The 26,995-nt window shown below is 72.5% G+C and carries 25 protein-coding genes; 13 read left to right on the top strand and 12 right to left on the bottom strand.

What is annotated here, in order from left to right:
• Positions 1 to 31: 31 nt before the first annotated feature.
• Complete coding sequence (locus tag ACZ63E_RS09665) at positions 32 to 658, bottom strand: TetR/AcrR family transcriptional regulator (RefSeq protein ID WP_465303004.1); 627 nt, start codon at positions 656 to 658, stop codon at positions 32 to 34.
• A gap of 159 nt (positions 659 to 817) precedes the next feature.
• Here ACZ63E_RS09665 and ACZ63E_RS09660 point away from each other — a divergent pair, with 159 nt between their 5' ends.
• The 8 genes from ACZ63E_RS09660 (at position 818) to ACZ63E_RS09625 (ending at position 10,643) form a co-directional block, all read left to right on the top strand.
• On the top strand, positions 818 to 1,750 hold the full coding sequence (locus ACZ63E_RS09660) for an alpha/beta fold hydrolase (RefSeq protein ID WP_465336089.1): 933 nt from the start codon (positions 818 to 820) through the stop codon (positions 1,748 to 1,750).
• Between the two features lie 80 nt (positions 1,751 to 1,830).
• Positions 1,831 to 3,000 (top strand): DUF3152 domain-containing protein, encoded by a 1,170-nt coding sequence (locus ACZ63E_RS09655; RefSeq protein ID WP_465335624.1) that lies wholly within the window; start codon positions 1,831 to 1,833, stop codon positions 2,998 to 3,000.
• An 87-nt stretch (positions 3,001 to 3,087) separates the two neighbouring features.
• Positions 3,088 to 4,263, top strand: coding sequence for an adenylyltransferase/sulfurtransferase MoeZ (gene moeZ, locus ACZ63E_RS09650; protein ID WP_465335623.1), 1,176 nt, complete (start codon positions 3,088 to 3,090; stop codon positions 4,261 to 4,263).
• A 143-nt stretch (positions 4,264 to 4,406) separates the two neighbouring features.
• A complete protein-coding gene (locus ACZ63E_RS09645; protein ID WP_465335622.1) occupies positions 4,407 to 5,204 on the top strand; it encodes a TIGR02569 family protein in 798 nt (265 codons plus the stop codon).
• Positions 5,205 to 5,337: 133 nt separating this feature from the next.
• Complete coding sequence (locus ACZ63E_RS09640; RefSeq protein ID WP_465335621.1) at positions 5,338 to 6,696, top strand: nitrate/nitrite transporter; 1,359 nt, start codon at positions 5,338 to 5,340, stop codon at positions 6,694 to 6,696.
• 1 nt (position 6,697) lies between these two features.
• Complete coding sequence (gene nirB, locus ACZ63E_RS09635; protein ID WP_465335620.1) at positions 6,698 to 9,205, top strand: nitrite reductase large subunit NirB; 2,508 nt, start codon at positions 6,698 to 6,700, stop codon at positions 9,203 to 9,205.
• Positions 9,202 to 9,543, top strand: a complete 342-nt coding sequence (gene nirD / locus ACZ63E_RS09630) for a nitrite reductase small subunit NirD (RefSeq protein ID WP_465335619.1) — start codon at positions 9,202 to 9,204, stop codon at positions 9,541 to 9,543. The genes nirB and nirD overlap by 4 nt, the downstream gene beginning before the upstream one ends.
• The gene (locus ACZ63E_RS09625; RefSeq protein WP_465335618.1) at positions 9,540 to 10,643 is read left to right on the top strand and encodes a uroporphyrinogen-III synthase; all 1,104 of its coding nucleotides are present in this window, start codon (positions 9,540 to 9,542) and stop codon (positions 10,641 to 10,643) included. The genes nirD and ACZ63E_RS09625 overlap by 4 nt, the downstream gene beginning before the upstream one ends.
• On the opposite strand, the gene ACZ63E_RS09620 is transcribed toward ACZ63E_RS09625, so the two are convergent.
• From ACZ63E_RS09620 to ACZ63E_RS09610, 3 genes are read right to left on the bottom strand one after another with little or no spacing between them, the layout of a single operon-like run.
• Entirely contained in the window at positions 10,640 to 11,059 is a 420-nt protein-coding gene (locus ACZ63E_RS09620) for a hypothetical protein (RefSeq protein ID WP_465335617.1), read from the bottom strand. The genes ACZ63E_RS09625 and ACZ63E_RS09620 overlap by 4 nt on opposite strands.
• A 30-nt stretch (positions 11,060 to 11,089) precedes the next feature.
• Complete coding sequence (locus tag ACZ63E_RS09615) at positions 11,090 to 12,187, bottom strand: DNA glycosylase AlkZ-like family protein (RefSeq protein ID WP_465335616.1); 1,098 nt, start codon at positions 12,185 to 12,187, stop codon at positions 11,090 to 11,092.
• Between the two features lie 9 nt (positions 12,188 to 12,196).
• On the bottom strand, positions 12,197 to 12,592 hold the full coding sequence (locus tag ACZ63E_RS09610; RefSeq protein ID WP_465335615.1) for a DUF3224 domain-containing protein: 396 nt from the start codon (positions 12,590 to 12,592) through the stop codon (positions 12,197 to 12,199).
• Positions 12,593 to 12,655: 63 nt separating this feature from the next.
• Here ACZ63E_RS09610 and ACZ63E_RS09605 point away from each other — a divergent pair, with 63 nt between their 5' ends.
• Positions 12,656 to 13,624, top strand: a complete 969-nt coding sequence (locus ACZ63E_RS09605; protein ID WP_465335614.1) for a helix-turn-helix transcriptional regulator — start codon at positions 12,656 to 12,658, stop codon at positions 13,622 to 13,624.
• Positions 13,617 to 14,450: a uroporphyrinogen-III synthase gene (locus tag ACZ63E_RS09600; protein ID WP_465335613.1), complete on the top strand. Its 834-nt coding sequence runs from the start codon at positions 13,617 to 13,619 to the stop codon at positions 14,448 to 14,450. Before ACZ63E_RS09605 ends, ACZ63E_RS09600 begins: the two co-directional genes overlap by 8 nt.
• On the opposite strand, the gene ACZ63E_RS09595 is transcribed toward ACZ63E_RS09600, so the two are convergent.
• The 4 genes from ACZ63E_RS09595 to ACZ63E_RS09580 all read right to left on the bottom strand — a co-directional run bounded on the left by ACZ63E_RS09595 (position 14,413) and on the right by ACZ63E_RS09580 (position 17,316).
• On the bottom strand, positions 14,413 to 15,219 hold the full coding sequence (locus ACZ63E_RS09595; RefSeq protein WP_465335612.1) for a DUF899 family protein: 807 nt from the start codon (positions 15,217 to 15,219) through the stop codon (positions 14,413 to 14,415). The two genes, ACZ63E_RS09600 and ACZ63E_RS09595, sit on opposite strands and share 38 nt — an antisense overlap.
• Positions 15,219 to 16,499 carry an MFS transporter gene (locus tag ACZ63E_RS09590; protein WP_465335611.1) on the bottom strand — a complete coding sequence of 427 codons (1,281 nt, stop codon included), beginning with the start codon at positions 16,497 to 16,499 and terminating at the stop codon, positions 15,219 to 15,221. The genes ACZ63E_RS09595 and ACZ63E_RS09590 overlap by 1 nt, the downstream gene beginning before the upstream one ends.
• Before the next feature lie 71 nt (positions 16,500 to 16,570).
• Positions 16,571 to 16,891 (bottom strand): ArsR/SmtB family transcription factor, encoded by a 321-nt coding sequence (locus tag ACZ63E_RS09585; RefSeq protein WP_465335610.1) that lies wholly within the window; start codon positions 16,889 to 16,891, stop codon positions 16,571 to 16,573.
• A complete protein-coding gene (locus ACZ63E_RS09580) occupies positions 16,891 to 17,316 on the bottom strand; it encodes an SRPBCC domain-containing protein (protein ID WP_465335609.1) in 426 nt (141 codons plus the stop codon). Before ACZ63E_RS09580 ends, ACZ63E_RS09585 begins: the two co-directional genes overlap by 1 nt.
• Before the next feature lie 110 nt (positions 17,317 to 17,426).
• On the opposite strand from ACZ63E_RS09580, the gene ACZ63E_RS09575 reads away from it, so the two are divergent.
• The gene (locus tag ACZ63E_RS09575; protein WP_465335608.1) at positions 17,427 to 18,092 is read left to right on the top strand and encodes a hypothetical protein; all 666 of its coding nucleotides are present in this window, start codon (positions 17,427 to 17,429) and stop codon (positions 18,090 to 18,092) included.
• A gap of 86 nt (positions 18,093 to 18,178) precedes the next feature.
• Here the strand turns inward: ACZ63E_RS09575 and ACZ63E_RS09570 are convergent, their stop codons facing one another.
• Positions 18,179 to 19,036: a siderophore-interacting protein gene (locus ACZ63E_RS09570; protein WP_465335607.1), complete on the bottom strand. Its 858-nt coding sequence runs from the start codon at positions 19,034 to 19,036 to the stop codon at positions 18,179 to 18,181.
• Between the two features lie 28 nt (positions 19,037 to 19,064).
• On the bottom strand, positions 19,065 to 19,376 hold the full coding sequence (locus ACZ63E_RS09565) for an MGMT family protein (RefSeq protein WP_465302968.1): 312 nt from the start codon (positions 19,374 to 19,376) through the stop codon (positions 19,065 to 19,067).
• Positions 19,377 to 19,509: 133 nt separating this feature from the next.
• Here ACZ63E_RS09565 and ACZ63E_RS09560 point away from each other — a divergent pair, with 133 nt between their 5' ends.
• Positions 19,510 to 22,722 carry an ATP-dependent helicase gene (locus ACZ63E_RS09560; RefSeq protein ID WP_465335606.1) on the top strand — a complete coding sequence of 1,071 codons (3,213 nt, stop codon included), beginning with the start codon at positions 19,510 to 19,512 and terminating at the stop codon, positions 22,720 to 22,722.
• A 76-nt stretch (positions 22,723 to 22,798) separates the two neighbouring features.
• Positions 22,799 to 26,035, top strand: coding sequence for an ATP-dependent helicase (locus ACZ63E_RS09555; RefSeq protein ID WP_465335605.1), 3,237 nt, complete (start codon positions 22,799 to 22,801; stop codon positions 26,033 to 26,035).
• Positions 26,036 to 26,158: 123 nt separating this feature from the next.
• Here the strand turns inward: ACZ63E_RS09555 and ACZ63E_RS09550 are convergent, their stop codons facing one another.
• Complete coding sequence (locus ACZ63E_RS09550; RefSeq protein ID WP_465335604.1) at positions 26,159 to 26,533, bottom strand: hypothetical protein; 375 nt, start codon at positions 26,531 to 26,533, stop codon at positions 26,159 to 26,161.
• A gap of 5 nt (positions 26,534 to 26,538) precedes the next feature.
• Positions 26,539 to 26,907, bottom strand: a complete 369-nt coding sequence (locus tag ACZ63E_RS09545) for a DoxX family protein (RefSeq protein ID WP_465335603.1) — start codon at positions 26,905 to 26,907, stop codon at positions 26,539 to 26,541.
• Between the last annotated feature and the right edge of the window lie 88 nt (positions 26,908 to 26,995).

Raw genomic sequence — 26,995 nt, 5'->3', positions numbered from 1 at the left:
GAGCTTTCACGTGAAAGCTCCGCCTTCGGCGTTACGAGTCCTTGAGGGGGAAGCCGCCGCCGATGCCGCGCCAGGCCAGGTTGGCCGTCAGGGCCACTGCCTCCTCGCGGCTCATCGACTGGTGGTGCTGCAGCCAGAACCGGGCGCTGACCTGGCTCATCCCGACCAGGCCCACCGCCAGCAGTCGCGCCTTGTCCTCGTCGAGACCGGCGTCCGCGGTGATCGTGTCCGTGATCGCGTCGACGCTCGCCGACGTCGCGCGGTCGACCGCCTCCTGGACCGCCGGCTCGCCGCGCAGGTCGGACTCGAAGACCATCCGGAACGCGCCCGCGTCGTTGCTGACGAAGTCGAAGAACGCGCCGACCGTCGCCGGGACGCGCTGCTTGTTCTCGGTCGTCGAGTTCAACGCGTTCTGGACGCGCTTGACCAGTTCGTCGACGTGGCTTTCCAGCAGCGCGATGTACAGGTCGAGCTTGCCGGGGAAGTGCTGGTAGAGCACCGGCTTGCTGACACCGGCCACTTCGGCGATCTCGTCCATCGCGGCGGCGTGGTAGCCGTTCTCGGCGAAGACCCGCTGCGCCGCGGCGAGGAGCTGGGCCCGGCGCTCGGTCCGGGGCAGCCGCACCCCACGTTGCTGCAGCCGTGTCATCTCCGTCATGCTCTTCCTCCCGTCTTCACACCCTTCGACGGGCGGGGTCGCCACCGCGTGAAGTCGCCCTGAAGATTACTCGCCGGTATGTATGCCTTGCCAAGTGTCGGGCATCCTGGATTCGTGAACACCGCCGCGACCACGCGGGCGCCGCTGACCCACGTGCCCATGTCGACCAGGGAACTTCCGCCCCTGGAGCCGATCCTCCCGCCCTGGCCGGCGACCTTCGAAGAAACCGGCCCGGCCCGCCTCCACGTCCGCCGCACCCCGGGTCCGGACGGCGTCCCCGCGGTCTACGTGCACGGCCTCGGCGGCTCCTCGACGAACTGGACCGACCTGGCCGCGCTGCTCGCGCCGGTCGCCGGCGGCACCGCCCCCGACCTGCCCGGGTTCGGCTATTCGGAGCCCGAGGCGGGCTTCGACTTCAGCCTCCAGGCGCACGCGGACGTCGTCGCGCGGCACATCGAGGCCGTCGGCGCGCCGGTGCACCTGCTCGGCAACTCGATGGGCGGCGCGATCGCGCTGCTCATCGCCGAACGGCGGCCGGAGCTGGTCAAGACGCTGACGCTCATCTCGCCGGCGATGCCCGATCGCCGGCCCGACCCGCGACGGCTGTCCGACCCGCGGATGGCGCTGGCCTACCTGCCGCTGGTCGGCGGGCGCGTGCGGGCGCAGCTGGCCGCGCTCGGCCCGCGGGAACGCGCCGCGCAGGTCATCAAGCTGTGCTTCGCCGACCCGTCGAGGTTCCCCGAAAGCCGGCTGGACGAGCTGACCGAGGAGCACGGCGCCCGCGCCGGGTTCACCTGGGCCGCGCCCGCGATGGCCCGCAGCACCTTCGCCATCTTCCGGGCCTGGTCGACGCTCGGGAAGGCGTCCCTCTGGGCCGCCGCGCCCCGGGTCCAGGCGCCGACGCTGGTCGTCTGGGGCCGCGACGACCGGGTGATCTCCGTGCGACGCGCCGTCCGGACCGCGCGCGCGTTGCCGAAGGCCCGGCTCCTCGTGCTCCCGCGCACCGGCCACGTGGCGCAGATGGAACGCCCGATTGCCGTAGCGAAGGCCGTTTTGGGCATGTGGGAGCACGTCGACGCCGGAACCTGGTGACCCGATCGGGTGCCCACTGATCGCCGGACGACCCGCCAGTCGCCGAGGGCGGCGGCCCGGCGCTGTGGCACCCTGGTGCGGTGGACCGGGTGAAGCAGGACGCGCGAGGCGAAGATCGGCGGGCTCCCCACCGCGCGTCGGCCCGCCGTGCGCCGCACGGCGCCCCGGAACCCGAGGACCCCCCGCGCACCGGGCAGTACCGCCCGTCGAGGGCGCCGGCCGAGCGCGTCGCCGAAGACCGCTACCGCCCGGGTGGCCGCCGGACCACCGCCGAGCCGCTGAGCGCTTCCTGGAAGCCGCACAAGGAGGCCCAGCAGGCGAAGGCGGAGGCCGACCCGCCCCAGTCGGCGCTGCACAAGCTCACCAGGACCTACGGCTGGCGTGTCTACGCCCTGCCGATCCTCGTCGTGCTGACCGTGCTCGTCGTGGTCAACACGGCGAACAGCCCGGCCGAGCCGATCGCCGAGCAGGGCGCGCCCGCCGGCGTCGAGTCGGCGGGCGGCGACGCGGCCGGCGGCGCCATCGACGGGAACGGCGAGCAGACCATCCCGGAGAACCCGGCGACCCCGGTCGACCTCAAGGTGCCGACCGCCGACCTGCCCGAGGGCAGCCCGTTCACCCAGGCCGGCGCCGGGACGTGGCACGTCGTGCCGGGCAACGGCCCCAAGGTCGGCACCGGGAAGCCGTACACCTACACGATCGAGGTCGAGGACGGCATCGACCCGGCGAGCTACGCCGGGGACGACGCGTTCGCCGCGGCCGTCCAGGGCACGCTGTCCGACCCCAAGAAGGGCTGGACCTGGGACGGCAGGCTCTCCCTGCAGCGCGTCGACGCCAGCTTCCCGAACCCGACGTTCCGGGTGAGCCTCACCACCCCGGAGACCACCCACCGGGCCGATGCCTGCGGCTTCCAGATCAAGTTCGAGGCGTCCTGCTACCGCAAGAGCATGGGGCGGGTGCTGATCAACCTGGCCCGCTGGGTGCGCGGCGCGAAGGCGTACAACGCCGACATGACCGGCTACCGGCAGTACGCCATCAACCACGAGGTCGGGCACGCCCTGGGCAACCAGCACGTCGGCTGCGGGGGCAACAACCAGCCCGCGCCGGTGATGATGCAGCAGTCCTTCGGCGTGGACGACGACTACGTGTCGATGCTCAACGACATCCCCGGCGGCGACAGGGGCAAGGTGGCCAAGGACGGCCGCACCTGCGTCCCCAACGCCTGGCCGAATCCCACCCCCCAACCCTGATCCCAGCATCTGGGCATGCGGGAAGGTCTCTTTGCCAGCGCGTGTTGTGCATAGTGGGATGGACGCACCCGCGAGATGGAGGACCCGATGTCAGCACTGCCGCCGCTCGTCGAGCCGGCTGCCGAGCTCACCAAGGAAGAGGTGGCGCGGTACAGCCGTCACCTGATCATCCCGGACGTCGGGGTGACCGGGCAGAAGCGGCTGAAGAACGCGAAGGTTCTGGTCATCGGCGCCGGCGGCCTCGGCAGCCCCGCGCTGCTGTACCTGGCCGCGGCCGGGGTCGGCACGCTCGGCATCGTCGACTTCGACGTCGTGGACGAGTCGAACCTGCAGCGCCAGGTCATCCACGGCCAGTCGGACATCGACAAGCTCAAGGCCGCCTCCGCGCAGGAGTCGATCGCCGAGATCAACCCGCTGGTCAAGGTGCACCTGCACACCGACCGGCTGGACTCGTCGAACGCGCTCGAGATCTTCGAGCAGTACGACCTGATCGTCGACGGCACCGACAACTTCGCCACGCGTTACCTGGTGAACGACGCCGCGGTGCTGCTCGGCAAGCCGTACGTCTGGGGCTCGATCTTCCGCTTCGAGGGCCAGGTCAGCGTCTTCTGGGAGGACGCGCCGAACGGCAAGGGCCTCAACTACCGCGACCTCTACCCGGAGCCGCCGCCCCCGGGCATGGTCCCGTCCTGCGCCGAGGGTGGCGTGCTGGGCGTGCTGTGCGCGTCCATCGGCTCGATCATGGTGACCGAGGCGATCAAGCTCATCACCGGCATCGGCGAGACGCTGCTCGGGCGCCTCATCAGCTACGACGCGCTGGAGATGAAGTACCGCGAGGTCAAGATCCGCAAGGACCCGGAGACCCCGCAGATCACCGAGCTGATCGACTACGAGGCGTTCTGCGGTGTGGTGTCCGACGAGGCGGCTTCGGCGGCCTCGGGCAGCACCATCACGCCGGCGGAGCTCAAGGCCAAGTTCGACAACGGCGACAACTTCGCCCTCATCGACGTCCGCGAGCCGCACGAGTACGAGATCGTCAACATCAAGGGCGCGACGCTGATCCCGAAGGACCGGATCCTGTCCGGCGAGGCGCTGGCCGAGCTGCCGCAGGACAAGCCGATCGTGCTGCACTGCAAGTCCGGCGCCCGGTCCGCGGAGGCGCTCGCCGCGTTGCACGCGGCCGGTTTCAAGGACGCGACGCACCTCGGCGGCGGTGTCCTGGCCTGGGCGAAGCAGATCGACCCGAGCCTGCCGACCTACTGACAGTGGCTCCCGTGAAGGCCGCCTCCGGCTTCGGAGGCGGCCTTCACGGCGTTTCGCCCGAGTCGTCCCGCACGTTCCAAAACACTGCGTGACCAGCGCGTCTTCTCGATCGTGGCGGGCTCTGCCGGGTACCGTCACCAGTTGTGCGGTCAACCCTCGAACGTCCCCCGGCGCACGTCTGCGCGGCCTTCGGCGGCCTGGACGACGGCAGCGAGCCGATGCCGGACTCGGCGGCGTGGCGCTGCGGCGACCTCGTGCTCAAGCCGGTCACCGACAAGGCGGAAACGCTCTGGACGGCCCGCGCGCTCGACTACGTCGACGAGCCGGGGCTGCGCGTGGCGAAGCCGGTCCGCTCCTCCGACGGCCGCTGGATCGTCGGCGGCTGGACGGCGTCCCGGTTCGTCGCGGGCGCGCCGGAACACCGAGGTGACGCCTCCGTGCTGGCCGCGGTGAAGCTGCACCGCGCGACCATGGGCCTGCCGCGGCCGGACTTCATCGCCGGCCGCAAGGACGTCGACGCCGTCGCCGACCGCGTCGCGTGGGAAGAGCTGGAAGTCCCGCTCGAGGAGACGAAGGGCGGCCGCTGGTTCGAGGTCCTCGCCGGCGCCCGCCGCCCGATCCGGCTGCCGTCGCAGGTGGCGCACGGCGAGCTGCTCGCGGGCCTGCTCTTCGACGGCGACGCCGCCCCGGGTGTCGTCGACTTCGTCCCGTACTACCGCCCGGGCGAGTACGGCGCGGCGATCGTCGCGGTCGACGCCCTCGCCTGGGGCGACGCGACCCGTGACCTGCTCGAACGCTGGGCGCACCTGCCGGAGTGGCCGCAGTTGCTGCTGCGCGCGGTGCTGTTCCGGCTGGCGGCGCACGCGCTGAACCCGCGGTCCACGCACGCCGCGCTGGACGGCCTCCGCGCGGCGGCCCGCGAGGTCAGCGGCGTCCTGTGAGCGCGTGCACCTCACCGCCAGGGCGGCGTGAGGTCCGCCGCAATGTCAACTGCCCGAAACATTCGGTCGATTCCGAGTAACACGGCCTCCTTAGCGTCAGGGCCTGTCCCCGAGACGCCGAGGAGAGAACGCCGTGGCGCACCAAGGAAAGCACTGGATCGAGCACTGGGAACCGGAGAACGAGCAGTTCTGGGCGTCGACCGGCAAACGGGTCGCCCGCCGCAACCTGTGGTTCTCGGTGCTGGCCGAGCACATCGGCTTCTCGGTCTGGACACTGTGGTCGGTCATCGTCCTGTTCATGGGCAAGGACTACGGCTTCTCCGCGGCCGACAAGTTCCTGCTCGTCTCGACGCCGACGCTGGTCGGCGGTCTGATGCGGCTGCCCTACACCTTCGCCGTGGCGAAGTTCGGCGGCCGCAACTGGACGGTCGTGTCCGCGCTGCTGCTGCTCGTCCCGACGGTCCTGGCCGCGGCCGTGCTGCACCCCGGCACGTCACTCGGCACGTTCCTGCTGGTCGCGGCCCTCGGCGGGGTCGGCGGCGGCAACTTCGCGTCGTCGATGACGAACATCAACACCTTCTACCCGGAGAAGCACAAGGGCTGGGCCCTCGGCCTCAACGCCGGGGGTGGCAACCTCGGCGTCGCGGCCATCCAGCTGGTCGGGCTCCTGGTGATCGGCACGGCGGGCGCCACCGCGCCGCGGCTCGTGCTCTACGTCTACATCCCGCTGATCGTGGTCGCCGCGGTCTGCGCGTACTTCTACATGGACAACCTCGCCACGGTGAAGGGCGACACGAAGGCGATGCGCGAGGTCGTCAAGGACGCGCACACCTGGGTGATGTCACTGCTCTACGTCGGCACGTTCGGCTCGTTCATCGGGTACAGCTTCGCGTTCGGGCTGGTGCTGCAGAACCAGTTCGGCCGCACGCCGCTGCAGGCGGCCGCGGTCACGTTCCTCGGCCCGCTGCTGGGCTCGCTCTCACGCCCGGCGGGCGGCTGGCTCGCCGACCGGATCGGCGGCGGCAAGATCACCGTCGCCACCTTCGCCGGGATGGCGCTGGCGACGGTCGTGCTGATCCTCGCGTCGACGTCGAAGTCCCTGGTGCTGTTCACGGTCGCGTTCATCGTGCTGTTCGTGCTCGCCGGCGTCGGCAACGGCTCGACGTACAAGATGATCCCGGCGATCTTCCGGGCGAAGGCGCGGACGGCGATCGCGAACGGCGCCGACGAGGCGGCCGAGCTGCTCAAGGCGCGGCGGTTGTCCGGCGCGCTGATCGGCCTGGCCGGCGCGATCGGCGCCGAGGGTGGCCTGTTCATCAACCTCGCGTTCCGGCAGTCGTTCGCCGACGCTCGCAGCGGGGTGCCCGCGTTCATCGGCTTCCTGGTCTTCTACGGGCTGTGCTTCGCCGTCACGTGGGTGGTCTACCTGCGCAAACCCGCCGAACAACCGACGGGTGAGCGCGGTCTGGCGCTCGCGGGAGCGGAGGTCTGAGATGCCCACCCTGGTCGTCGCCGGACACGGCATGGTCGCGCACCGGCTCGTCGAGGCGGTGCGGGCGGAAGACCCCGCCGGCTCCTGGCACGTCGTCGTCCTGTCCGAGGAGCCGCGCCCGGCGTACGACCGGGTGGCGCTGACGTCCTATGTGGACACCTGGGACCCGGCTTCCCTGGCGCTGCCGGGCTCGGACTACGCGAACGATCCCTCGGTCGACCTGCGGCTCGGCGAGCTGGTCACGTCAGTGGACCGGACCGCGCACACGGTGACCACCGCGTCCGGCGCCGTGGTCTCCTACGACGCGCTGGTCCTGGCCACCGGCTCACGGCCGTTCGTGCCGCCGGTGCCCGGCCACGACCTGCCCGGCTGCTTCGTCTACCGGACCATCGAGGACCTCGACGCGATCCGCGCGGCGGCCGTCGACAAGCCGGGCCGCGGGCGGCGCTCGGCCGTGGTCATCGGTGGTGGCCTGCTCGGCCTGGAGGCCGCGAAGGCGTTGCGGGACATGGGACTTTCCCCGCACGTCGTCGAGATGGCGCCGCGGCTGATGCCGCTGCAGGTCGACGAGGGCGGCGGCGCGCTGCTGCGGCGGCTCATCACCGCGCTGGACGTGACCGTCCACACGGGAACGTCGACCGACGCCATCGAGGCCGACGGCTCCCGGCTGGTGGCGCGCCTGGGCAACGGGACCGAGCTGGACGTCGACCTCGTTGTGTTCTCCGCCGGGGTGCGGCCGCGCGACGACCTCGCCCGCCAGTCCGGTTTGGACGTCGGCCCGCGCGGCGGTGTGCTCGTCGACTCTTCCTGCCGCACCAGCGATCCGGCGGTGTACGCGATCGGTGAGTGCGCAGCGGTCGACGGCAAGGTGTACGGCATCGTGGCGCCGGGCTACGCGATGGCGGAGATCGTCGCCGCGCAGCTGACCGGCGGGTCGGGGACGTTCCCGGAGCCGGACACGTCCACGAAGCTGAAGCTGATGGGGGTCGACGTCGCGTCGTTCGGGGACGCGCACGCCCGGGCGGAAGGCGCGCTGGAAGTCGCGGTCAACGACGCGGTCGCCGGGACGTACAAGAAGCTCGTGGTCACCGACGACGGCAAGACGCTGCTCGGCGGGGTGCTCGTCGGCGACGCGACGGAGTACAACACCCTGCGCGCGCTGGTCGGCCGTCCGCTGCCGGCCGAGCCGGGCGCGATCCTCGCCCCGGCGGGCGGCGGCGCGGCCGTCGGTGTCGACGCGCTGCCGGACGCGGCGCAGATCTGCTCGTGCAACGCGGTGTCCAAGGGCGCGCTCACCCGCGCGATCCACGAAGACGGCTGCGACTCCGTGCCGAAGCTCAAGGCCTGCACCCGGGCCGGGACCGCGTGCGGCTCCTGCGTCCCGCTGCTGGGCAAGCTGCTGACGGCGTGCGGGGTCGAGCAGTCGAAGGCCGTGTGCGAGCATTTCCCGCAGTCACGCGCGGAGCTGTTCGAGATCGTCCAGGCCACGCGCATCACGACGTTCAGCGAGCTGATCGGCCGCTACGGCTCGGGCAGTGGCTGCGCGGTCTGCAAGCCGGCGGTCGCGTCGATCCTGGCCACGCTCGGCAACGGGCACGTGCTCGGCGGCGAGCAGCTGACGTTGCAGGACACCAACGACCGGTACCTGGCGAACCTGCAGCGCAACGGCACTTATTCGGTCGTGCCGCGCATTCCCGGCGGGGAGATCACGCCGGAGAAGCTGATCGTCATCGGCCAGGTGGCGCAGGACTTCGGGCTGTACACGAAGATCACCGGCGGCCAGCGGATCGACCTGTTCGGGGCCACCGTGGACCAGCTGCCGCTGATCTGGCGGCGGCTGGTCGACGCCGGGTTCGAGTCCGGGCACGCCTACGGCAAGGCGCTGCGCACGGTCAAGTCGTGTGTCGGCTCGACGTGGTGCCGCTACGGCGTGCAGGACAGCGTCGGGCTCGCGATCGAGCTGGAGCTGCGGTACCGCGGGCTGCGGTCGCCGCACAAGCTCAAGTCGGCGGTGTCCGGGTGCGCGCGGGAATGCGCGGAGGCGCGGAGCAAGGACTTCGGGATCATCGCCACGGAGAACGGCTGGAACCTCTACGTCGGCGGCAACGGCGGCACGACGCCCCGGCACGCCGAGCTGCTGGTGTCCGATGTGGACACCGCCACCCTGATCCGCACGATCGACCGGTTCCTGATGTTCTACGTCCGCACGGCCGACCGGCTGCAGCGGACCGCGCCGTGGATCGAGGAGCTGGACGGCGGGCTCGACCACCTGCGCGCGGTGATCGTCGACGACTCGCTCGGCATCTGCGAGGACCTCGACGCGGCGATGGCCAAGCACGTCGACAACTACGCCGACGAGTGGAAGGGCGTGCTGGAGGACCCGGAGAAGCTGGCCCGGTTCACCTCGTTCGTCAACGCGCCGGGCACACCCGACCCGGCGATCGCGTTCCGGTCGGAGCGTTCGCAGAAAGTGCCGGTCATGCTGGGGGTCCCGGAGGTACGCCGATGACAACGTCGATCGAACGAACCTGGACGGCGGTCTGCCCGGCGTCGGCGGTCCCGGAGTACGCGGGGGTCGCGGCGTTGCTCGACGACGGTGTCCAGGTGGCGATCTTCCGGCTGCCGGGCCGCTGGTACGCACTGTCCAACTGGGACCCGTGCAGCGGTGCGGCGGTGCTTTCCCGCGGCATCGTCGGTGACGCGGGCGGGGTGCCCGTGGTGGCCTCACCGGTCTACAAAGAACGGTTCGCGCTCGACAGCGGCCGGTGCCTGGACGCCGAGGGGGTCTCCGTCGCGGTGTACGAAGTGCGCGTGCGGGAAGGCGTGGTCGAAGTGGAGTCGCCGTGACGGAAGTGCTCCCGCTGGCCGGTTTTGTCATCGGCATCACCGCGGCGCGCCGGGCCGACGAGCTCGGCGCGCTGCTGGTGCGCAAGGGGGCGGGGGTCCGGTACGGCCCGGCGATCCGGATCGTGCCGCTGACGGACGACACCGAGCTGCGCGCGGCGACGGCGGCGTTGCTGGAGTCGCATGTGGACGCGGTGGTCGCGACCACCGGCATCGGCTTCCGCGGCTGGCTCGAAGCCGCCGAGGGCTGGGGCCTCGGTGACGCGCTGGTCGCCCGGCTTTCGACGGCCGAGCTGCTGGCGCGCGGCCCGAAGGTGACCGGCGCGATCCGCGCGGCGGGGCTTTCGGAGGCGTACTCGCCGGCGTCGGAGAGCAACGCGGAGCTGCTGCAGCACCTGCTCGCGTCGGGGGTCGCGGGCCGGCGGATCGCGGTGCAGTTGCACGGCGAGCCGCTGCCGTACTTCGTCGAGGCGCTGCGGGCGGCCGGGGCCGAGGTGATCGAGATTTCGGTGTACCGCTGGGTCGGCCCGGTCGACCCGGGCCCGGTGGACCGCCTGCTGGACGGCGTCCTCGACGGGTCGATCCACGCGTTGCCGTTCACGAGCGCGCCCGCGGTGGCGTCGCTGCTGGCGCTGGCCCGCCGGACGGGCCGGCTGCCGGGCCTGGTTTCGGCGCTGTCCGGCCCGGTGGTGGCGGCGTGCGTCGGCCCGATCACGGCGGGCCCGCTGGCGGCGTTGGGCGTGCCGACGGTGCAGCCGCACCGGGCGCGGATCGGCGCGCTGGCCCGGACGGTTTCGGAGACGCTGCTGTCGCGGTCGCCCCGGTTTTCGGCGGGCGGGCTGTCGATCGAGCTCCGCGGCCAGGCGGCGGTGGTCGACGGCGAGTGGCGCGAGGTGGCCCCGGCGCCGATGTCGTTGCTGCGAGCGCTGGCGGTGTCGCCGGGCCGGGTGGTTTCGCGCCGCGAGCTGATTTCGGCGTTGCCGGGAGGCGGCGAGGAGCACGCGGTGGAGACGGCGATCGGCCGCCTGCGGACGTCCCTCGGCGGCGGCCGGGTGGTGCAGACGGTGGTGAAGCGCGGGTACCGGCTCGCGGTGGACGCCTAAGTCGCGTGCAGGAGGGTGGCGATCCTCGGGGCGTCCGGGGTCTTGAGGTGCACTTCGACGTGCCCGGAGCGGTCCGGGTGGAACGCCGACGGATCGTAGCCGAGGATCACCCGGCCCTCCTCCGCGCGGACCTCGATCCCCGCCGGGCGGCCGTCCCGCAGGGGGACGTCGATGTGCTTGCCCTTCTGTTCGCCCGCCGCGAGCCACACCACCAGCCGCTGCCGGGTCACCACCAGCGCGCCGATCGTCGCGTCGACCGCACCGAAGCGGCGTACGCCGGGGGCGCGGTACGCGTGGTAGCGCACCGAACCGGACAACCCCTCGGCCAGGTAAACGATCCCTTCGGCGGTCAGGCCGGCGCGCATCGGCTCCGGCAGCCGGCCGGTCCCGAGCACGAGCCTGCGGAAGAAGTTCACGCCGCCAGCCTAGGGTCCCGGGGCCGCGCGTTAACCCGCAAAAGTGACGTCGTGCTTCTCGAACCCCCGCGCCGCCGCCACCCGGGCCGCTTCGGCCTCGGCCTCTTCGCGGACATCGGGGCGCAGCGGGTCGAACGCCGTCACCGTGAACGCCAGCTTCGCGCCGCTGCCCTTGGTCCGCCACGTGCCCGCGATGTCGCCGTCGGCCAGCAGGACGCCCGGGTTGCCCAGCATCTTCCAGACTTCCTTGCGCCGCGCCGGATCCGGCACGAGCAAGGCCTTGTCGCGCGCCTGGATGAACGGATCCCACGGCGGCAGCAGCCGCACCACGTCCGGCTCCGGCGGGTTCTCCAGCGCCGCCAGCCGGTCGGCGGGCAGGTACCGGGTCTTGCCCTCGACGTCCACCGGGGCCAGGTCCGACGGCCACGTCTGGTCCACGACCGCCCGGGCCGTCCCGACGAACTCCGCCGCGTCGCCGGGGGAGGCAGGGCCGTTGAGCCGCAGGTACGACTCGACGACCGAGGTCGCCGCCGCGACGTCCGGGGTCTTCCGCATCCGGCCGCGGCCCTTCAGCGGCGCCAGCGTCGCCGGGGCCGCGCCCGCCACCAGGCGGACCCCCGCGTGCGGCGCCGCGATGCGCATCAGCTGCTCGTGGATGTGCGTCGCGTCGCAGCCGCGGCACCAGCGCGAGAACGCCGGTGGCAGCTTCTTCGTCACCGCCGTGCTGACCGCGCCCTTGGTCATCGGTTCCTTGACCACCGCACGGAGGGCCTCGGCCGCCGTGAAGACCACTTCGGACGCCGCCAGGCCGGTCTCGGCCAGTTCCTTGCGCTGCCACAGCATCCGGGCCAGCGCGTCCGCGTCGTCCAGCGGCACCAGAGCGCGGGTCACCTCGGCGAGGTCCAGGTGGTAGTGCGGCACGCCCCGCAGCGTCCAGGCGAGCACGAGCCGCGGGTCGTCCACAAGGGACACTTCGCCGTCGAGCCGGGCCACCAGGGCGAGCAGCGCGGTGTCACGCATGCTGTCCTGCAGCCCGGCCTGGACGACGGCGAGGTCGGCGACGTCCCGCGCCGTGCGGTGCAGCCCGTGTTCGGCGATGCGGTAGGCGAGTACCTGGCGACGGTCCACCTGCGGCTCCTAGATCGTGTACTCGAAGGTGTACCCCATTTTCTCCTCACCCATCGCGCCGCCGACGGTGCCGGTGCCGGTGAGTCCCGCCAGCTGGCCGGTGCCCGAGCCGGGGACGACTTCGAACGTCGACGCGATGCCCTGGGCGTCGAACGTGAACTCGTGCTTCACGACGAACGTCCCTTCACGACCGCCGACCCTGCCCTCGAAGCGCTCGAAGCTCGGCGACGTCGTCGTGCCGCTCTCGTAGCCTTCGCCCGCGTAGTAGAGCAGCAGGTCGCAGACCGATTCCCCCTCGATGACGCCGTCGTAGGCCATCGCGGCGTGCGCGTACGCGACCCGCGGGCCTCCTTCGGTCCCGCTGACGATGTTCTCTTCCCAGTTCTTCATGGTGAAAGCGTTCATGGGGACCACCCTGCCGGGTTTACCTGTCAGCTTGTGTCAGGTATTTCTGCCAGACTGGAAAACATGCGCGCCAGCCGGCTCCTGTCCGTCCTCCTGCTGCTGCAGAACCGCGGCCGGATGACGGCCGAAGAGCTGGCCGAGGAGCTCGAGGTCTCGGTCCGCACGGTCTACCGGGACATCGACGCGCTGTCGGCGTCCGGAGTGCCGGTGTATGCCGACCGCGGCCGGACCGGCGGATATCGCCTGGTCGACGGCTACCGCACCCGCCTGACCGGGATGACCGAGGAGGAGGCCCAGTCGCTGTCGCTGGCCGGGCTGCCGGTGGCCGCGGCCGAGCTGGGCCTCGGCACGGTCCTCGCGGCGGCCCAGCTCAAGCTGTACGCCGCGCTGCCCTCGGAGCTGCGAGACCGCGCCGGACGCGTCGCCGAGCGCTTCTACCTGGACGTCCCCGGCTGGCACCGCGGCATCGAAAGCCTGCCGGCGCTGTCCGCGATCGCCGACGCCGTGTGGTCGTCCCACCGGATCCGGATCCGCTACGAGCGGTGGGGCCAGCGGGTCGTCGAACGCGACGTCGAGCCGCTCGGGCTGATCCTCAAGGCGGGCAACTGGTACCTCGCCGCCCGCTGCGACGGCACCGACCGCACCTACCGGATCTCCCGCGTGCTGGAGCTGACGGACCTGGGCGAGCAGTTCGAGCGGCCCGCCGGGTTCGACCTCGCGACGTACTGGCAGGAGTGGTCCGAGCAGTTCGAACGCCGGATGTACCCGCGCGTCGCCGTGGTGCGCCTGTCCCCGCGGGCGCAGGCTCTCGTACCGTTCTACGCGGGCTCGGTCGGCGCCCGCGCGCTGCGGGACTGCCCGAACGAACCGGACGCGGACGGCTGGCTCACCGTCGAGCTGCCGGTGGAACCGGGGGAGCCGGCCATCGGCGAGCTGCTGCGCTTCGGGCCGCACCTGGAGGTCCTCGCCCCGGCGGACCTGCGGGCCGAGCTGGCGGAGGCGATCAAGGAGATGGGCGCGACCTATGGGTGAGCTGAGCGGCGTCACGATCGGCGTCACGGCCGAACGCCGGGCCGAGGAGTTCATCGACGCCCTCGAACGCCACGGCGCGGAGGTCCGCCACGCCCCCACGATCACCATCGTGCCCTTGGGCAGCGACCCCGAGCTGCGCGCGGCCACCGAAGCCGCGCTGGCCGGCCGGGTGGACTTCACGGTGATCACGACCGGTGCCGGGTTCCGCGGCTGGCTGGCGGCGGCCGGGGACTGGGGCCTGCACGACCGGCTCGTGCAGGCGCTGGGGGAGTCCCGGATCTACGCACGCGGCCCGAAGGCCGTCGGCGCGGTCCGCGGTGGCGGCCTGCGCGAGTCCTACTCGGCCGCGTCGGAGAGCAACGCGGAGCTGTTCGGAGCCCTGGTCGCCGCCGGTGTCGACGGCGCGCGGGTGCTGGTCCAGCTGCACGGCACGCCGCTCCCGGAGCACACGGAGCCGCTGGTGCGCGCCGGAGCCAAGCTGCTTCAGGTGCAGCCGTACCGGTGGTATTCGCCGCCGGACGTGACGCCGGTGCACGACCTGATCGACGCGGCCGTGGCCGGTGAGCTGGCCGCACTCGCGTTCACCAGCGCCCCGGCGGCGGCGAACTTCCTGACGCTGGCCCGGGACCACGGCCGCCACGCCGAGCTGCTGGCGGCGTTGCGCGGGCCGGTGGTGTGCGCGTGCGTCGGCCCGGTGACGGCGGCGCCGCTGGAGGAAGCCGGGGTGCGCACGCTGCAACCGGACCGCCAGCGCCTCGGTGCGCTGGTGAAGCTGCTGGTTACGACGCTCAGTGGCACCGGTGGTGCTGTGCAGAGCCGGTCGTAGGGCCGAGGTCGTCGTCACGGCCGGCGGCGAGGCGCGGCCACTGGGCGATGGGCCGCCCGCCCGGCCAGCTCGCCAGCGGGGTCCACTCGGGCGCGCCCGTTTCGGTCCGGACGTTGGTGCACGCCTGCGGTGAACCTTCGGGGGAGTCCTCCCAGGACTCCTGGCGGCCGAACGGCGTCAGGTCCATCAGCGCGTAGCTGTTGTCCATCGCTTCCACACCACGGCGTTTCGTCCAGTACGTCTCGAAGACGCGGTCGCCCTCACGCCGGTAGCAGACCAGGTGGAACAGCCCGATCTCCCGCCCGACGAGCAGCGTGTCCAGCGACGGCTGCGCCGAGTACCACGGCATCCGCCAGTCCATGAAAGCCCGGTACCGCAGGCTTTCCTCGTACGACGTCCGCGCGTCGGCCGGTTCGACCGAGACGTTGCGGCCCTGCGAGAACACCGCGTACGTGATGTCCCGCGAGTGCAGGTTGGCGAGCTCGGCGACCTGGTTGGTGTAGAACGTGCAGCCTTCGCACTGCTCGGCCGCCGGGCGGCCCGGGTTCCACATGAAGTAGTAGGCGATGAGCTGACGGCGGCCCTCGAACGCGTCGAGCAAGGTGACCGGGCCGTCCGGGCCGAGCAGCTCGAGCGTGGCGTCCACCTCGACCACCGGCAGCCGGCGCCGGGCGGCGGCGATCGCGTCGCCTTCGTGGGTGTGGGCCTTTTCCCTGCCGCGCAAGCGATCCAGCTCGGTTTGGAAGGTGGTCCGGTCGACGATGTCCATCACTTCTCCTTCAGGTTGACGGTGATCAGGACGGCGCTCGCGAGCGTCACGGCCACGGCGACACCGAGCGCGAGGGGAGTGCCGCCGAGCACGGCGACCGCGCCCAGGACCGGGATGCCGACGGTGATCCCGACCTGCTGGGTCATCGACGTCAGCCCGGTGGCCAGGCCTTGGTCTTCGTCGGGCAGCCCGGACGTCGCGGTCACGGTGAACGCCACGATCGCGGACACGTGCCCGAAGAACCCGGCGAACAGGGCCGGGACCAGGATCAGCAGCGCCGTGCGGTCCGGGCCGAGGAACACCAGGGGCAGCGTGGCCAGCGCCTGCACGACGAGCCCGGCGGCCAGCAGCACCCGGCTGCCGAAGCGGCCGATGGCCCGCCCGGCGAGCACGCCCGCGGCCACCGAGGCCAGGCCCGGCAGCCCGAAGACGAGGCCGGTGACCAGCGGCGACAGGCCCAGGACCCGCTGCAGGTACAGCGTGGTCAGGTAGATCACCGCGGGCTCCACGGCGAACAGGACCAGGCCGCCGAAGTTGCCCCACTTCACCGTGCGGCGGCCCAGGATCCGCGGCGGCACCAGCGGGGCCGGCGCACGCCGTTCGACCACCGCGAACGCCACCAGCAGCACGGCCGCGGCGGCCGCGGCCACGAGACTCGACGTGATGACCGCGTAGACGAGCGCCAGCAGGCCACCGCTGACCGTCACCGCGCCCGGCAGGTCCGGCCGCGTCCGCCCGGGCCGCGTCGACTCCGCCACGACTCGCGAAGCGAGCAAGATCGCGACGGCCACCGGGACGTTCACGAAGAACGCCGCGCGCCAGCTCAGCAGGCCGACCAGCGCACCGCCGACCAGGGCGCCGACGGTGAAGCCGCCGGAGAGCAGGGCGCCGTTGAGGCCGAGGACGCGGTCGCGCGCCCGGCCTTCGGCGAACGTCGTGGTCAGCAGCGAGAGCGCCGCGGGCAGCGTCATCGCGGTGGCGAAGCCCTGCAACGCGCGGGCCGTCAGCAGCACTTCGGGGTTCGTGGCGACCCCGCCCAGCAGCGACGCGGCGGCCAGCAAGGCCATGCCGGACCGGAACATCCGGCGGCGCCCGACGAGGTCCGCGAGGCGCCCGCACACCAGGGTGAAGCCGGCCGCGGGCAGCACGAACGCCGTGCTGACCCACGGCAACGCCGTCAGGCCGAGCCCGACACCCGCGCCGACCTGCGGCAACGCGACGTTGAGGATCGAGAAGTCGATCGACAGCAGGAAACCGGCGCCGAGCAGCACGGCCAGCACCGTGCGCTGTCTCGACGTGAAACGGGCAGGGGGTAGCGCGACAAGGGACACGGGTTTCTCCAACCGGGGAGTCAGTCCTGCTCGGCGAGGCGCTTGATCTTGGCCAGGCGGCGGTCCCAGTCGGCCGCGAGCCCGGACATCCAGCGGGCCGTCGCGTCCAGGGCTTCGGACCGCACCGCGTACCGGACCTCGCGGCCGACCTTCACGCTGTCGACCAGCTGGGCCGTTTCCAGGACGGTGAGGTGTTTGACGATCGCCTGCCGCGAGACGGGGAGGCCGCCGGCGAGGGTGGTCGCGGTGGCCTGGCCGTGGGCGGCGAGCAGGTCGAGCACTTGCCGGCGGGTCGGGTCGGCCAACGCGGCCAGGACACCGTCGACGACGTCGGAGGACATCACGCGGCGCGAGCGGCGAGTGCGGCGAAGCACTGCTCCCAGCCCGCGGTGTGGTCCTTCACGACGTTGCGGCGGTTCTCGTCGGACGTCGGCAGTTCGGTGAACCCGCTCTCGACGACACGCAGCCGGGTGCCGGCGCCTTCGGGAGTCAGGGTGAACTCGACGAGGGTCGAGTTGTCTTCGCGCAGCTCCTCGCCGGGGAACGCGCTCACCCAGCGGTAGGCCAGGTAGTTCGGCGGATCGACCTTCTCGACGCGCATCGGGAACTCGCCGTGCTCCGAGTGCGTGACCACCAGGGTCTGGCCTTCTTCGGCCAGCGTGCCCCGGACGGTCTCGTCGTCGGTCGCCCAGAAACCGGGCTCGGCCACCAGGGCCCAGACCTTCTCCGGCGCCGCGGCGATCAGGGTCTCGCGTTCGATGATCATGTCTGACTCCTCTCATGTGCAACACCAGAGTTGCACATGAAGGACGGTGGCGCAACCCTTGGGTTGCACTTCGGGGACCGGTCCCGGCGCCGATGCACTACAAACCCGGTATGCCGCGGTCCAAGCGCCGTAAGCCCAAGAAGGCACGGCACCGCATCGAGCCGAAACGGGCCGTTCCCGTCGAGGAGGCGCCGGTTCGGACGCCGGTGGTGGTCCGGCCCGCCCCCGAGCGGCCGCCCTACGAGCAGGCGCTGGAAGAGCTGTGCCGGAACCTCGTCCGTGCGGTGGGCCTGCTGAAGACCAGGCGCGATCTCCGGCTGGGGAAAGCCTTCCTGGAAGGCCGCCGGGTGGCGCGCGGGCTGCTCGCGCCGCGGTGGCGCCGGATCTTCCAGGCTCCGCGGGCCAGCTACCTGCGGGCGCTGGGTCCGGCGCTGACCACGCTGAACCGGGAGCTGGAGCGCCGCGAGACGACCTCGCGTTACATAGCCGACCTGGAGCGCCGCGCGGAGTTGCAGGTCGAGCTCTACCGCGCCGACGTCGGGGCCGTGCCGGAGCCGATCTCGAACCCTTGCCTGGTCGCCGATCGGTGCGAAAACTGCGCTTCGCGCACCGAACGGCTGTTCGTTGTCGTCGAGGACAGTGCGGTCGATGGCCCTCCGGCGGGCGTGCGGGTGGCCTGCGCGACGTTGTGCCGCGACTGCCGCGGAATCCCGTTCCGCACCCTGTTCGACCCGGCCGAGATCTCCCGGCGCGTCATCGCGCACCGATCCCACTGAGCGGGCCTGAGGTGAAGGCATGACGGGGCCCCGGTTACCTCGGCGGCGCCGTGTTCGTGTTCGGCGTGTGTGGCTGCGCGGCGCAGTTAGTCCTCGTCAGCCGGGACTTCGCCCGCTTCGGCCGCGCGGACGGCTTCGCGGCTGGCGGCTTCTTCGCTGAGCCCGCGCCGCCAGTACCCGGTGAAGCAGATCCGCCGCTTGTCGACTTCTCGCTCCCGCACGAGGTGCCGCCGCACCAGCTTCACGACGCCCGCTTCGCCGGACACCCACGCGTACGGCGCTCCGCCCGGGAAGGTCGCTCCGCGCACCGCGTCCAGCAACGGCTCGCCCAGCGGTCGCGAGCCGCGGACGATCCAGTGGACTTCGACCGCTCCGCGCGTCTCGAACGTCTGACGCTCTTCGCGCTCCGAGACCTCGACGTAGACCGAAGCGCGCGTACCGGCCGGGAGCCGCTCGATGATCGCGCCGATCGCGGGCAGCGCCGTCTCGTCGCCGACCAGGAGCTGCCAGTCGGTGCCGGCCGGGACGTCGTAGAGGCCGTGCGGGCCCAGGAACGCCACGCGGTCGCCGGGCGTGACCCGCGACGCCCACACCGAAGCCGGGCCGTCGTCCCCGTGCAGCACGAAGTCGACGTCGATCTCCGCCGCCGCCGGCCGGTGCGCACGCACGGTGTAGGTCCGCATCGGCGGCCGGGTGCCGTCGGGCATCGCGAGGTACGTGCGGTACCACGACAGGACGTCGGAGCCGGTCTCCGGCAGCACCGGCGCCTCCTGGCCCGGCAGCGGGAAGAAGACCTTGACGTACTGGTCGGGCGCCCCGGGCGGCACCTCGCGGAAGCTCGCCGCTTCGAACGTCACGCGCACCGTGTGCGGCGTGACCGGCCGGACCACGGTCACCCGCGCGCGGTGGTAGGTCAGGGCCGGGCGCTCCACCTGCGTCGTCATTAGGGGAGGCTAACCTAAAAACCAGGGCTCAGAACAGGCCCTCCTCTTCCTCGTCCGGCTGCCAGCGGTATTTGCGCAGGTTGACGCGCTGGCCGTCGGCCAGCACACCCTCCGCGCGCAGCCGCTCCAGCTGGTCGTGGACCAGGTGCGGCGCCGGGGTGCCGTTCGCGCGCAGGATCCGGTGCCACGGCAGGTCGTGCCCGTCCTCGGCGAGGATCGCGCCGACCATCCGCGGTGAGGGGGCGCCCGCGAGCGCCGCGATGTCGCCGTACGTCGCCACCGTGCCGGCCGGCACCGACTCGATGATCTCCCGCACGCGCTCGTGCAGAACGTCGTCCATACCCCCACTCTGCCGCACGGGTACGACACTTTCAGTTGCCGCCCGTCGCACGCTCCGGCACCTTCACCGAACGCGCCGCCGTTAAGGCGTGCCGGTGCCACGCCGGTTACTCCGGTCGTGGTTCCATCGCTGGGTGAACGCGAGGCGAACGGCGCAGGCGGACGCGCGGCTGGTCCGCCCGCCGATCGCCGGCGCACCCACGTTCACCTGGGACTCCGCGGCCCGGCGCCTGCTCTCCGCGCCCGAGGGGTTCCGCCGCGTGCTCGGCGGCCCGGGCACCGGCAAGACGTCGCTGCTGGCCTCGGCCGCCACTCGCCGCATCGCCGAGGGCGCCGACCCGGAGAGCGTGCTGGTGCTCACCACGTCCCGCAAGGCCGCCGACGCGCTGCGCGCCGACATCACCCGGCGGCTCACCGCCGATCCCGACCAGGCGCGGCCGCTGCCGCGGACCGTCCGCGAGCCGCTCGTCCGGACCGTCCACTCCTACGCCTATTCGCTGCTGCGGCTGGAGGCGAACGCCGAGGAGCTCCCGCCGCCCCGGCTGCTCGCCGGCGCCGAGCAGGACGTCGTCGTCCGCGAGCTGCTGGCCGGTGACCTCGACGAAGAGGCCGAGTACTGGCCCGAGCAGCTGCGGCCGGCCCTGATGGTTCCCGGGTTCGCCGAGGAGCTGCGCGACCTGCTGATGCGCGCGGCCGAACGCGGGCTCGGCCCGGAAGACCTCGCGGAGCTGGGCCGCCGCCGCGGCCGTGAAGAGTGGGTCGCCGCCGGGCAGTTCTGGGCGCAGTACGAAGAAGTCACGCAGCTGCAGGGCGCGGGCGGCAACGCGCTGGGGGTCGCGAGCGCGCCCGCGCTGGACGCCGCCGAGCTCGTCACCTCCGCGCTGCTCGCCCTGGAGGACGACGACGAGTTGCGCGAACGCGAGCGCACGCGCGTGCGGCACCTGTTCGTCGACGACGCCCACCACCTCGACCCGCTGCAGACCAGCCTGGTCCGGATGATCGGGCACACCGCCGCCGAGTTCGTGGTGGCCGGCGACCCCGACCAGAACGTGTTCTCCTTCCGCGGCGCGGACGCGCACCTGTTCGCCGACGCCGACCCGGACGGCAGCCGGACCGTCACGCTCACGACGGCGCACCGGCTCGCCCCGGCGGTGCGCGTGGCGGTCGCGAAGATCGGCCGGACGCTGCCCGGCGCGTCGGCGCACCGCAAGATCGTCGCGCCGGAGGGGGCGGTCGGCGGCAATGTCCGGGTCCGCGTGATGCCGACCCCGGCCGCCGAGGCGAGCTGGATCGCCGACCAGCTCCGCCGCGCGCACCTCGTCGACGGTGTGCCGTGGTCGGAGATCGCGGTGCTCGTCCGGTCACCGGCGCGGACTTTTCTGGTGCTGCAACGCGCTTTGCGTGCGGCCGGCGTCCCGATCGGGTCGGCGACCGAAGAGCTGCCGCTGGCGAAACAGCCCGCCGTGCGGCCCCTGCTGGCCGTGCTGAAGCTCGCGCCGTCACCGGAGCTGCTCGACGTCGACCTCGCCGAAATGCTGCTGTCGTCGGCGCTCGGCGGCGCGGACCCGCTGGCGTTGCGCCGGCTGCGGCGCGGTCTGCGCCGGCTCGAGCTGGCCGGCGGCGGGCAGCGGTCGAGTGACGAGCTGCTCGTGGAAGCGTTGCGCGGCGGGGACATCCTCGTCGGGCTGGCCGACGCTGAAGCCGAGCCGGTGCGCCGTGTCGGCGGCCTGCTGCGGCTCACGCACCAGGCCGTCCTGCGCGGGGACGGCGTCGAGCAGGTGCTGTGGCAGCTGTGGACCGAAAGCGGTTTCCAGGACAAGCTGCTGAAGCAGGTCGAGCGCGGCGGCTCGCTGGGCGCGCAGGCCGACCGTGACCTCGACGCCGTGGTCGCGCTGTTCGACGCGGCCGGCCGGTATGTCGACCGGCTGCCGCGTTCGAGTGTCTCGTCCTTCGCGGACTACCTGGGCGCGCAACGGATCGCGGGCGACACGCTCGCCCCGGCCGCGGTCCCGTCCGACGGTGTTTCGCTGCTCACCGCGCACGCCGCCGCCGGTCGCGAGTGGACGGTCGTCGCCGTCGCCGGGGTCCAGGAAGGCGCGTGGCCGGACCTGCGGCTGCGCGGGTCCGTGCTCGGGGTGGAACGGCTCAAGGACCTGATGGCCGGGGTCGACGACGACGCCGTGTCGCAGACCGCGCCGATCCTCGCCGAGGAGCGGCGCCTGTTCTACCTCGCGATGAGCCGCGCCAAGCAGACGCTGCTCGTCACGGCGGTTTCGGGTGAGGACGAGCAGCCGTCGCGGTTCCTCGACGACCTCGAGGAGAACGGCGCCGACGACGGCGGCCTGGACTCGCGGATGAAGCCGCCCGGCCGGTCGCTGGTGCTCGCCGAGCTGGTGGGGGAGCTGCGTGAGGTCGTCTGCGACGACAAGGCCGATCCGGCACGCCGGCGTCGCGCGGCGAAGCAGCTCGCGCGCCTGGCCGAGGCGAAGGTGCCCGGCGCGCACCCGTCGACGTGGTACGGCCTGCTCCCGGCGTCGACCGACGCGCCGGTGCACGCGGCCGGCGACCTGATCCGGATCTCACCGTCCACAGTGGAAGTCCTGACGAAGTGCCCGCTGCGCTGGATGATCGAGCGCCACGGCGGCAGCGACCCGGCGCAGCTGGCCGCCGTCACCGGGACGTTGGTGCACGGGCTCGCGCAGGCGGTGGCGTCCGGCAGCACCGACGCGGAGCTGCAGGCCGCACTGGACGACGCGTGGGTGCGCGTCGACGCGGGCGCGCCGTGGTTCTCCCGGCGCGAGCGGCGGCGGGTCGAGGGGATGCTGCAGAACTTCGTCACGTGGCTGGAGCGCAGCCGGGCCGAGCTCAAGGAAGCGGGTGTCGAGCAGGACATCGAGGTCGAGCTGCCGGCGGGCGGTTCGGACGAGCCGCGGGTGCTGCTGCGCGGGCGCGTCGACCGGGTCGAGCTGGACGCCGAGGGCCGCCCGGTGATCGTCGACATCAAGACGGGCAAGGTCCCGGTGTCGGGCGCGGAGGCCGAGGCGCACCCGCAGCTGGCGGCGTACCAGCTGGCGGTGCTGCTGGGAGCGATCAAGGGCAGCAACGAGCCCGGCGGCGCGCGGCTGGTGTACGTGGCGAAGGCGAACAACAAGACGGGCGCGACGGAGCGGTCCCAGCCACCGCTGGACGAGGTGGGCGGCAAGCAGTGGCTGGAGCTGGTCCAGACGGCGGCGGCGTCGGCGGCGGGCCCGGACTACCAGGCCCAGGAGAACCCGGACTGCGACCGCTGCCCGGCGCGGGGCTGCTGCCCGCTGCGGCCGGAGGGCAGGCAGGTGCCGGGCCCGTGAGCGAGCCAAAAGATGTCGTGAGTGGTAATTCGGGTTCTAACCCTAATTACCACTCACGACCGAGTGGGGTGCGATCGTGAGTCCCCTTGTCATCGCCAACCCCGTCGAGCCCGCGGAACTCGCCGACGCGCTCGGGCTGCACCGGCCGACACCCGAGCAGGCCACCGTCATCGCCGCGCCCGTCGAACCCTCGCTCGTCGTTGCCGGGGCCGGGGCCGGGAAGACCGAAACCATGGCCGCGCGGGTCGTCTGGCTGGTCGCCAACGGGATCGTCAGCCCGGACCGCGTCCTCGGCCTCACCTTCACCCGCAAAGCCGCGCGCCAGCTCGGGGAACGCGTCCGCGCTCGGCTGCGGCGGCTCGCCGGGTCCGGGCTGCTCGACCGGCTCGATCCCACCGGCGGGCTGCGGTCCACTGTGGTCGCCGGTGAGCCGACCGTCCTCACCTACCACGCCTACGCCGGGCGCCTGCTCTCCGAACACGGCCTGCGCCTGCCGGTGCAACCCGGCGTGCGGCTGCTGTCCGAAACCTCGTCGTGGCAGATCGCGCACCGGGTCGTGTCCACTTGGGACAACGAGCTGGACACCGACCGCGTGCCGCCGACCGTCACCGCGGACGTGCTGCAGCTCGCCGGCGAACTGGGCGAGCACCTCATCTCGACCGACCAGCTCGCCGAGTACACCACCTGGATGTGCCGCGTCATCGAGAACGCGCCGCGCGCCAAGGGCCAGCGCGCCGCGCTGCCGCAGAAGCTCACCGAAATCATGGCCGCGCAGCACTTCCGGCTCGCGCTGCTGCCGCTCGTCGAGGAGTACCACCGCCGCAAGCGCAACGAAGGCGCGCTCGACTTCGCCGACCAGATGTCGCTGGCCGCCCAGCTGGCGAGCGGGTACCCGTCCGTCGTCCGCGGGGAACGCGAGCGGTTCGGCGCTGTGTTGCTCGACGAGTACCAGGACACCGGACACGCCCAGCGCGTGCTGCTGCGGGCGCTGTTCGGCGGCGTCGAGAACCCGCCGATGCCGGTCACCGCGGTCGGCGACCCCGCCCAGGCGATCTACGGCTGGCGCGGCGCCAGCGCGGCCAACCTCCCGCGGTTCACCACCGACTTCCCCCGCTTCGACGGCGAACGGCTCGTGCCCGCGCACGACTTCGGGCTGCTGACGAGCTTCCGCAACCCGCCGGAGATCCTCGACCTCGCCAACGCCATCGCCGAACCGCTGCGGGCGCGCGGCCTCGGTGTCGAACGGCTGCGGGCGCGCGAAGGCGCCGGGTCCGGGGACATCGCGTGCGCGCTGCTGCCGGACATCCGCGCCGAACGCGAGTGGGTCGCCGACGCGCTGGCCCGGCGCTGGCACACCGTGCGCGAGGAGACCGGCAAGCCGCCGAGTGCCGCGGTGCTGGTGCGGCGCCGCGCCGACATGGCCCCGATCGCCGCCGAGCTGCGGGCGCGCGGGCTGCCGGTCGAGGTCGTCGGGCTCGGCGGGCTGCTGGACGAGCCCGAGGTCGCCGACCTCGTTTCGACGCTGAAGGTGCTCGCGGACCCGCTGTCGGGTAGCGCCGCGGCCCGGCTGCTGACCGGCGCCCGCTGGCGGCTCGCGGCCGCCGACGTCGCTGCGCTGTGGCGGCGCGCGGGGGAGCTGTCGAGCCCCGAAAAGGCCGAGGGCCCGGAGCTGGTCGTCGACCGCGTCGAGCAGGCCGGGCTGATCGACGCCGTCGACGAGCCGGGCGCGCCGGAGCGGTACTCGCCGGAGGGCTACCAGCGCGTGAAACGCGTCAGCCGTGAGCTTTCCGCGTTGCGGCGGCGGCTCGACCAGTCGCTGCCGGAGCTGGTCGCCGACGTCGAGCGCACGATGCTCCTGGACGTGGAGTCGCTGGCCCGCCCGGGATCCGCCGGGCGGGCGCACCTGGACGCGTTCGCCGAGGTCGTCACCGACTACGCCGAGACGGCGCCGACGGCGACTCTGCTGTCCTTTGTGGACTACCTGAACACGGCCGCGCACGCCGAAGACGGGCTCACTCCCGGCGAGGTCGAGGTGGTGCCGGACCGCGTGCAGGTGCTCACCGTGCACTCGGCGAAGGGCCTGGAGTGGGAGGTCGTCGCCGTCCCGCACCTGGTGCAGGACGTCTTCCCCGGCCGGCGGCGGTCGTCGTCGTGGCTGCGGACCGCGACGTCGCTGCCCGCGGTGCTGCGCGGTGACGCCGAGGACCTGCCGGAGCTGCGGATCGCCGAGGGGTACGACCGCAAGGAAGTCCAAGAAGGACTGGAGCTGCACGAAGCCGGGTTCGTCGAGCGGGAGCAGTCGGAGGAGCGGCGGCTTTGTTACGTCGCGCTGACCCGCTCCGAGCACGCGCTGATCGTGTCCGGGCACTGGTGGAACGAAAGCAGCAGCCGGTCGAAGGGGCCGTCGGAGTTCCTGACGGAGATCGCCGGTGTGGTGCGCGAGACCGGCGTCGGACAGCTCGCCGAGTGGGCGCCGGAGCCGGCCGCCGAGGACGAGAACCCGCTGGTGTCGGACTCCCGGACGGCCCGCTGGCCGCTCGATCCCCTGGCCGACCGCCGCACCGGCGTGCAGACCGGCGTGGACCTCGTGTTCGAAGCACTGTCCACTTCGGACGAAGAAGAGTCCGAAGAGGACGACCCGGACGGCTGGACGACCGACACCGACGTCCTGCTGGAGGAGTGGGCGCGCAAGGACGACCGGGTCCGGCGGGTCCCGCTGCCGTCGAAGCTTTCGGTGAGCCAGCTGGTCGCGCTCGCCGACGACGCCGACCGCCTCGCGACCGACCTCGGCCGGCCGCTCCCGGTGGAGCCCAACAGCTTCGCCCGCCGCGGCACGGAGTTCCACGGCTGGCTGGAGCGCCGCTTCGCCGGCGACCAGCTCATCGAGATCGACGACCTCCCCGGCGCGGCCGACTTCGGCGAGGTCCCCGACGCGGACTTCGAAGACCTCCGGACGGCGTTCGAGCAGAGCGAATGGGCGTCGCGGGTGCCGCACGCGGTCGAGGTGACGTTCTCGGCCGACGTCGAGGGCATCACCCTGCGTGGCCGCATGGACGCCGTGTTCCGCCACCCGGACGGGTACTGGGAAGTAGTGGACTGGAAGACGGGCTCGGTGCCCCCGGAGTCCCGGCTCCCGGTGCTGTCGGTCCAGCTCGCGGCGTACCGGATGGCGTGGGCGGCGCTGAAAGACGTCCCGGTGGAGGAGGTCCGCGCGGCGTTCCACTACGTCCGCGCGAACCGCACGATCCGCCCGGCGGACCTGTTGGACCCGGAAGCCCTGCGCCGCCTGCTCCGCGACATCCCCGAGGCGTGACCAGACCCGTATCTCGCGTGATCAGGCCCGTATCTCGCGTGATCAGGCCCGTAACTCGCGAGATCCGGCTTCGATCACGCGAGTTACGGCTCTGGTCACGCGAGTTACGCGTTCGATCACGCGCTAGAGGTTCAGCGGGTAGAGGTGCAGGCTCTCGGCGGTCAGGCGCAGCCACGCGCCCGGCCGAATTTCCGAAGCCGGCAGGCGGATCTCGGCCAGCACGAGACTGTCGCCGAGGCGGAGGGTGGCGATCCGGTCGCCGGAGTCGTACGCCGCGACCTGGGCCGTGACGTGCACCTGGTTGCCGGTGCCGTGGAGCTCGGGCACGCCGATCGGGGTCACCGCCCGGATCCGTACCTCTGCCGGGAACTCCAGCTCGACCGGGCACTCACCGGTCCGCGGCGGCTCGGCGCCGCGCCAGGTCGCGTTCGCGGTGCCGAACGGCGAAGCGAACCAGACCACGCCGTCGTCCGACACGCTGGTGATTTCGGCTCGCACGACGATCAGGCGGCGTCGCGGACCTTCAGCGCCCACGCCACCAGCGGCCACTGCAGCGGCAGCCGGCCGAAGGCGATCGCGCGCTGCGGCAACGGCGCCCGGCGCGCGTCCACCGCCATCTTGACGTTGCCCGGGAAGACCCCGACGAACAGCAGCGCCGCCGCCAGGCCGCCCAGCCGGCGGGTCCGCGGGGTGGCCACGGCCGCCGCCACCGCCAGCTCCGCGACGCCCGAGCCGTACGTCCACGCGCGCCGGGAACCCGGGAGGGACCGCGGGATCAGGCCGTCGAACGGCTTCGGGACGGCGAAGTGCAGGATGCCCATGAAGCCCAGCGCCCCCGCCAGGACGTGCGCGGGCCGTTGCGAGGTAGCCATCGGCCGATCGTTCCACGCGGCGGCGGTTCCCGCGGTTCGGCTATCCTCCGGGCGTGAGTGACGCTCGACACCGGCCGCCCGGAGCGGG

The organism is Amycolatopsis sp. NPDC104819 (assembly GCF_055583145.1).
This window is presented reverse-complemented; position numbering and strand designations above follow the sequence as displayed.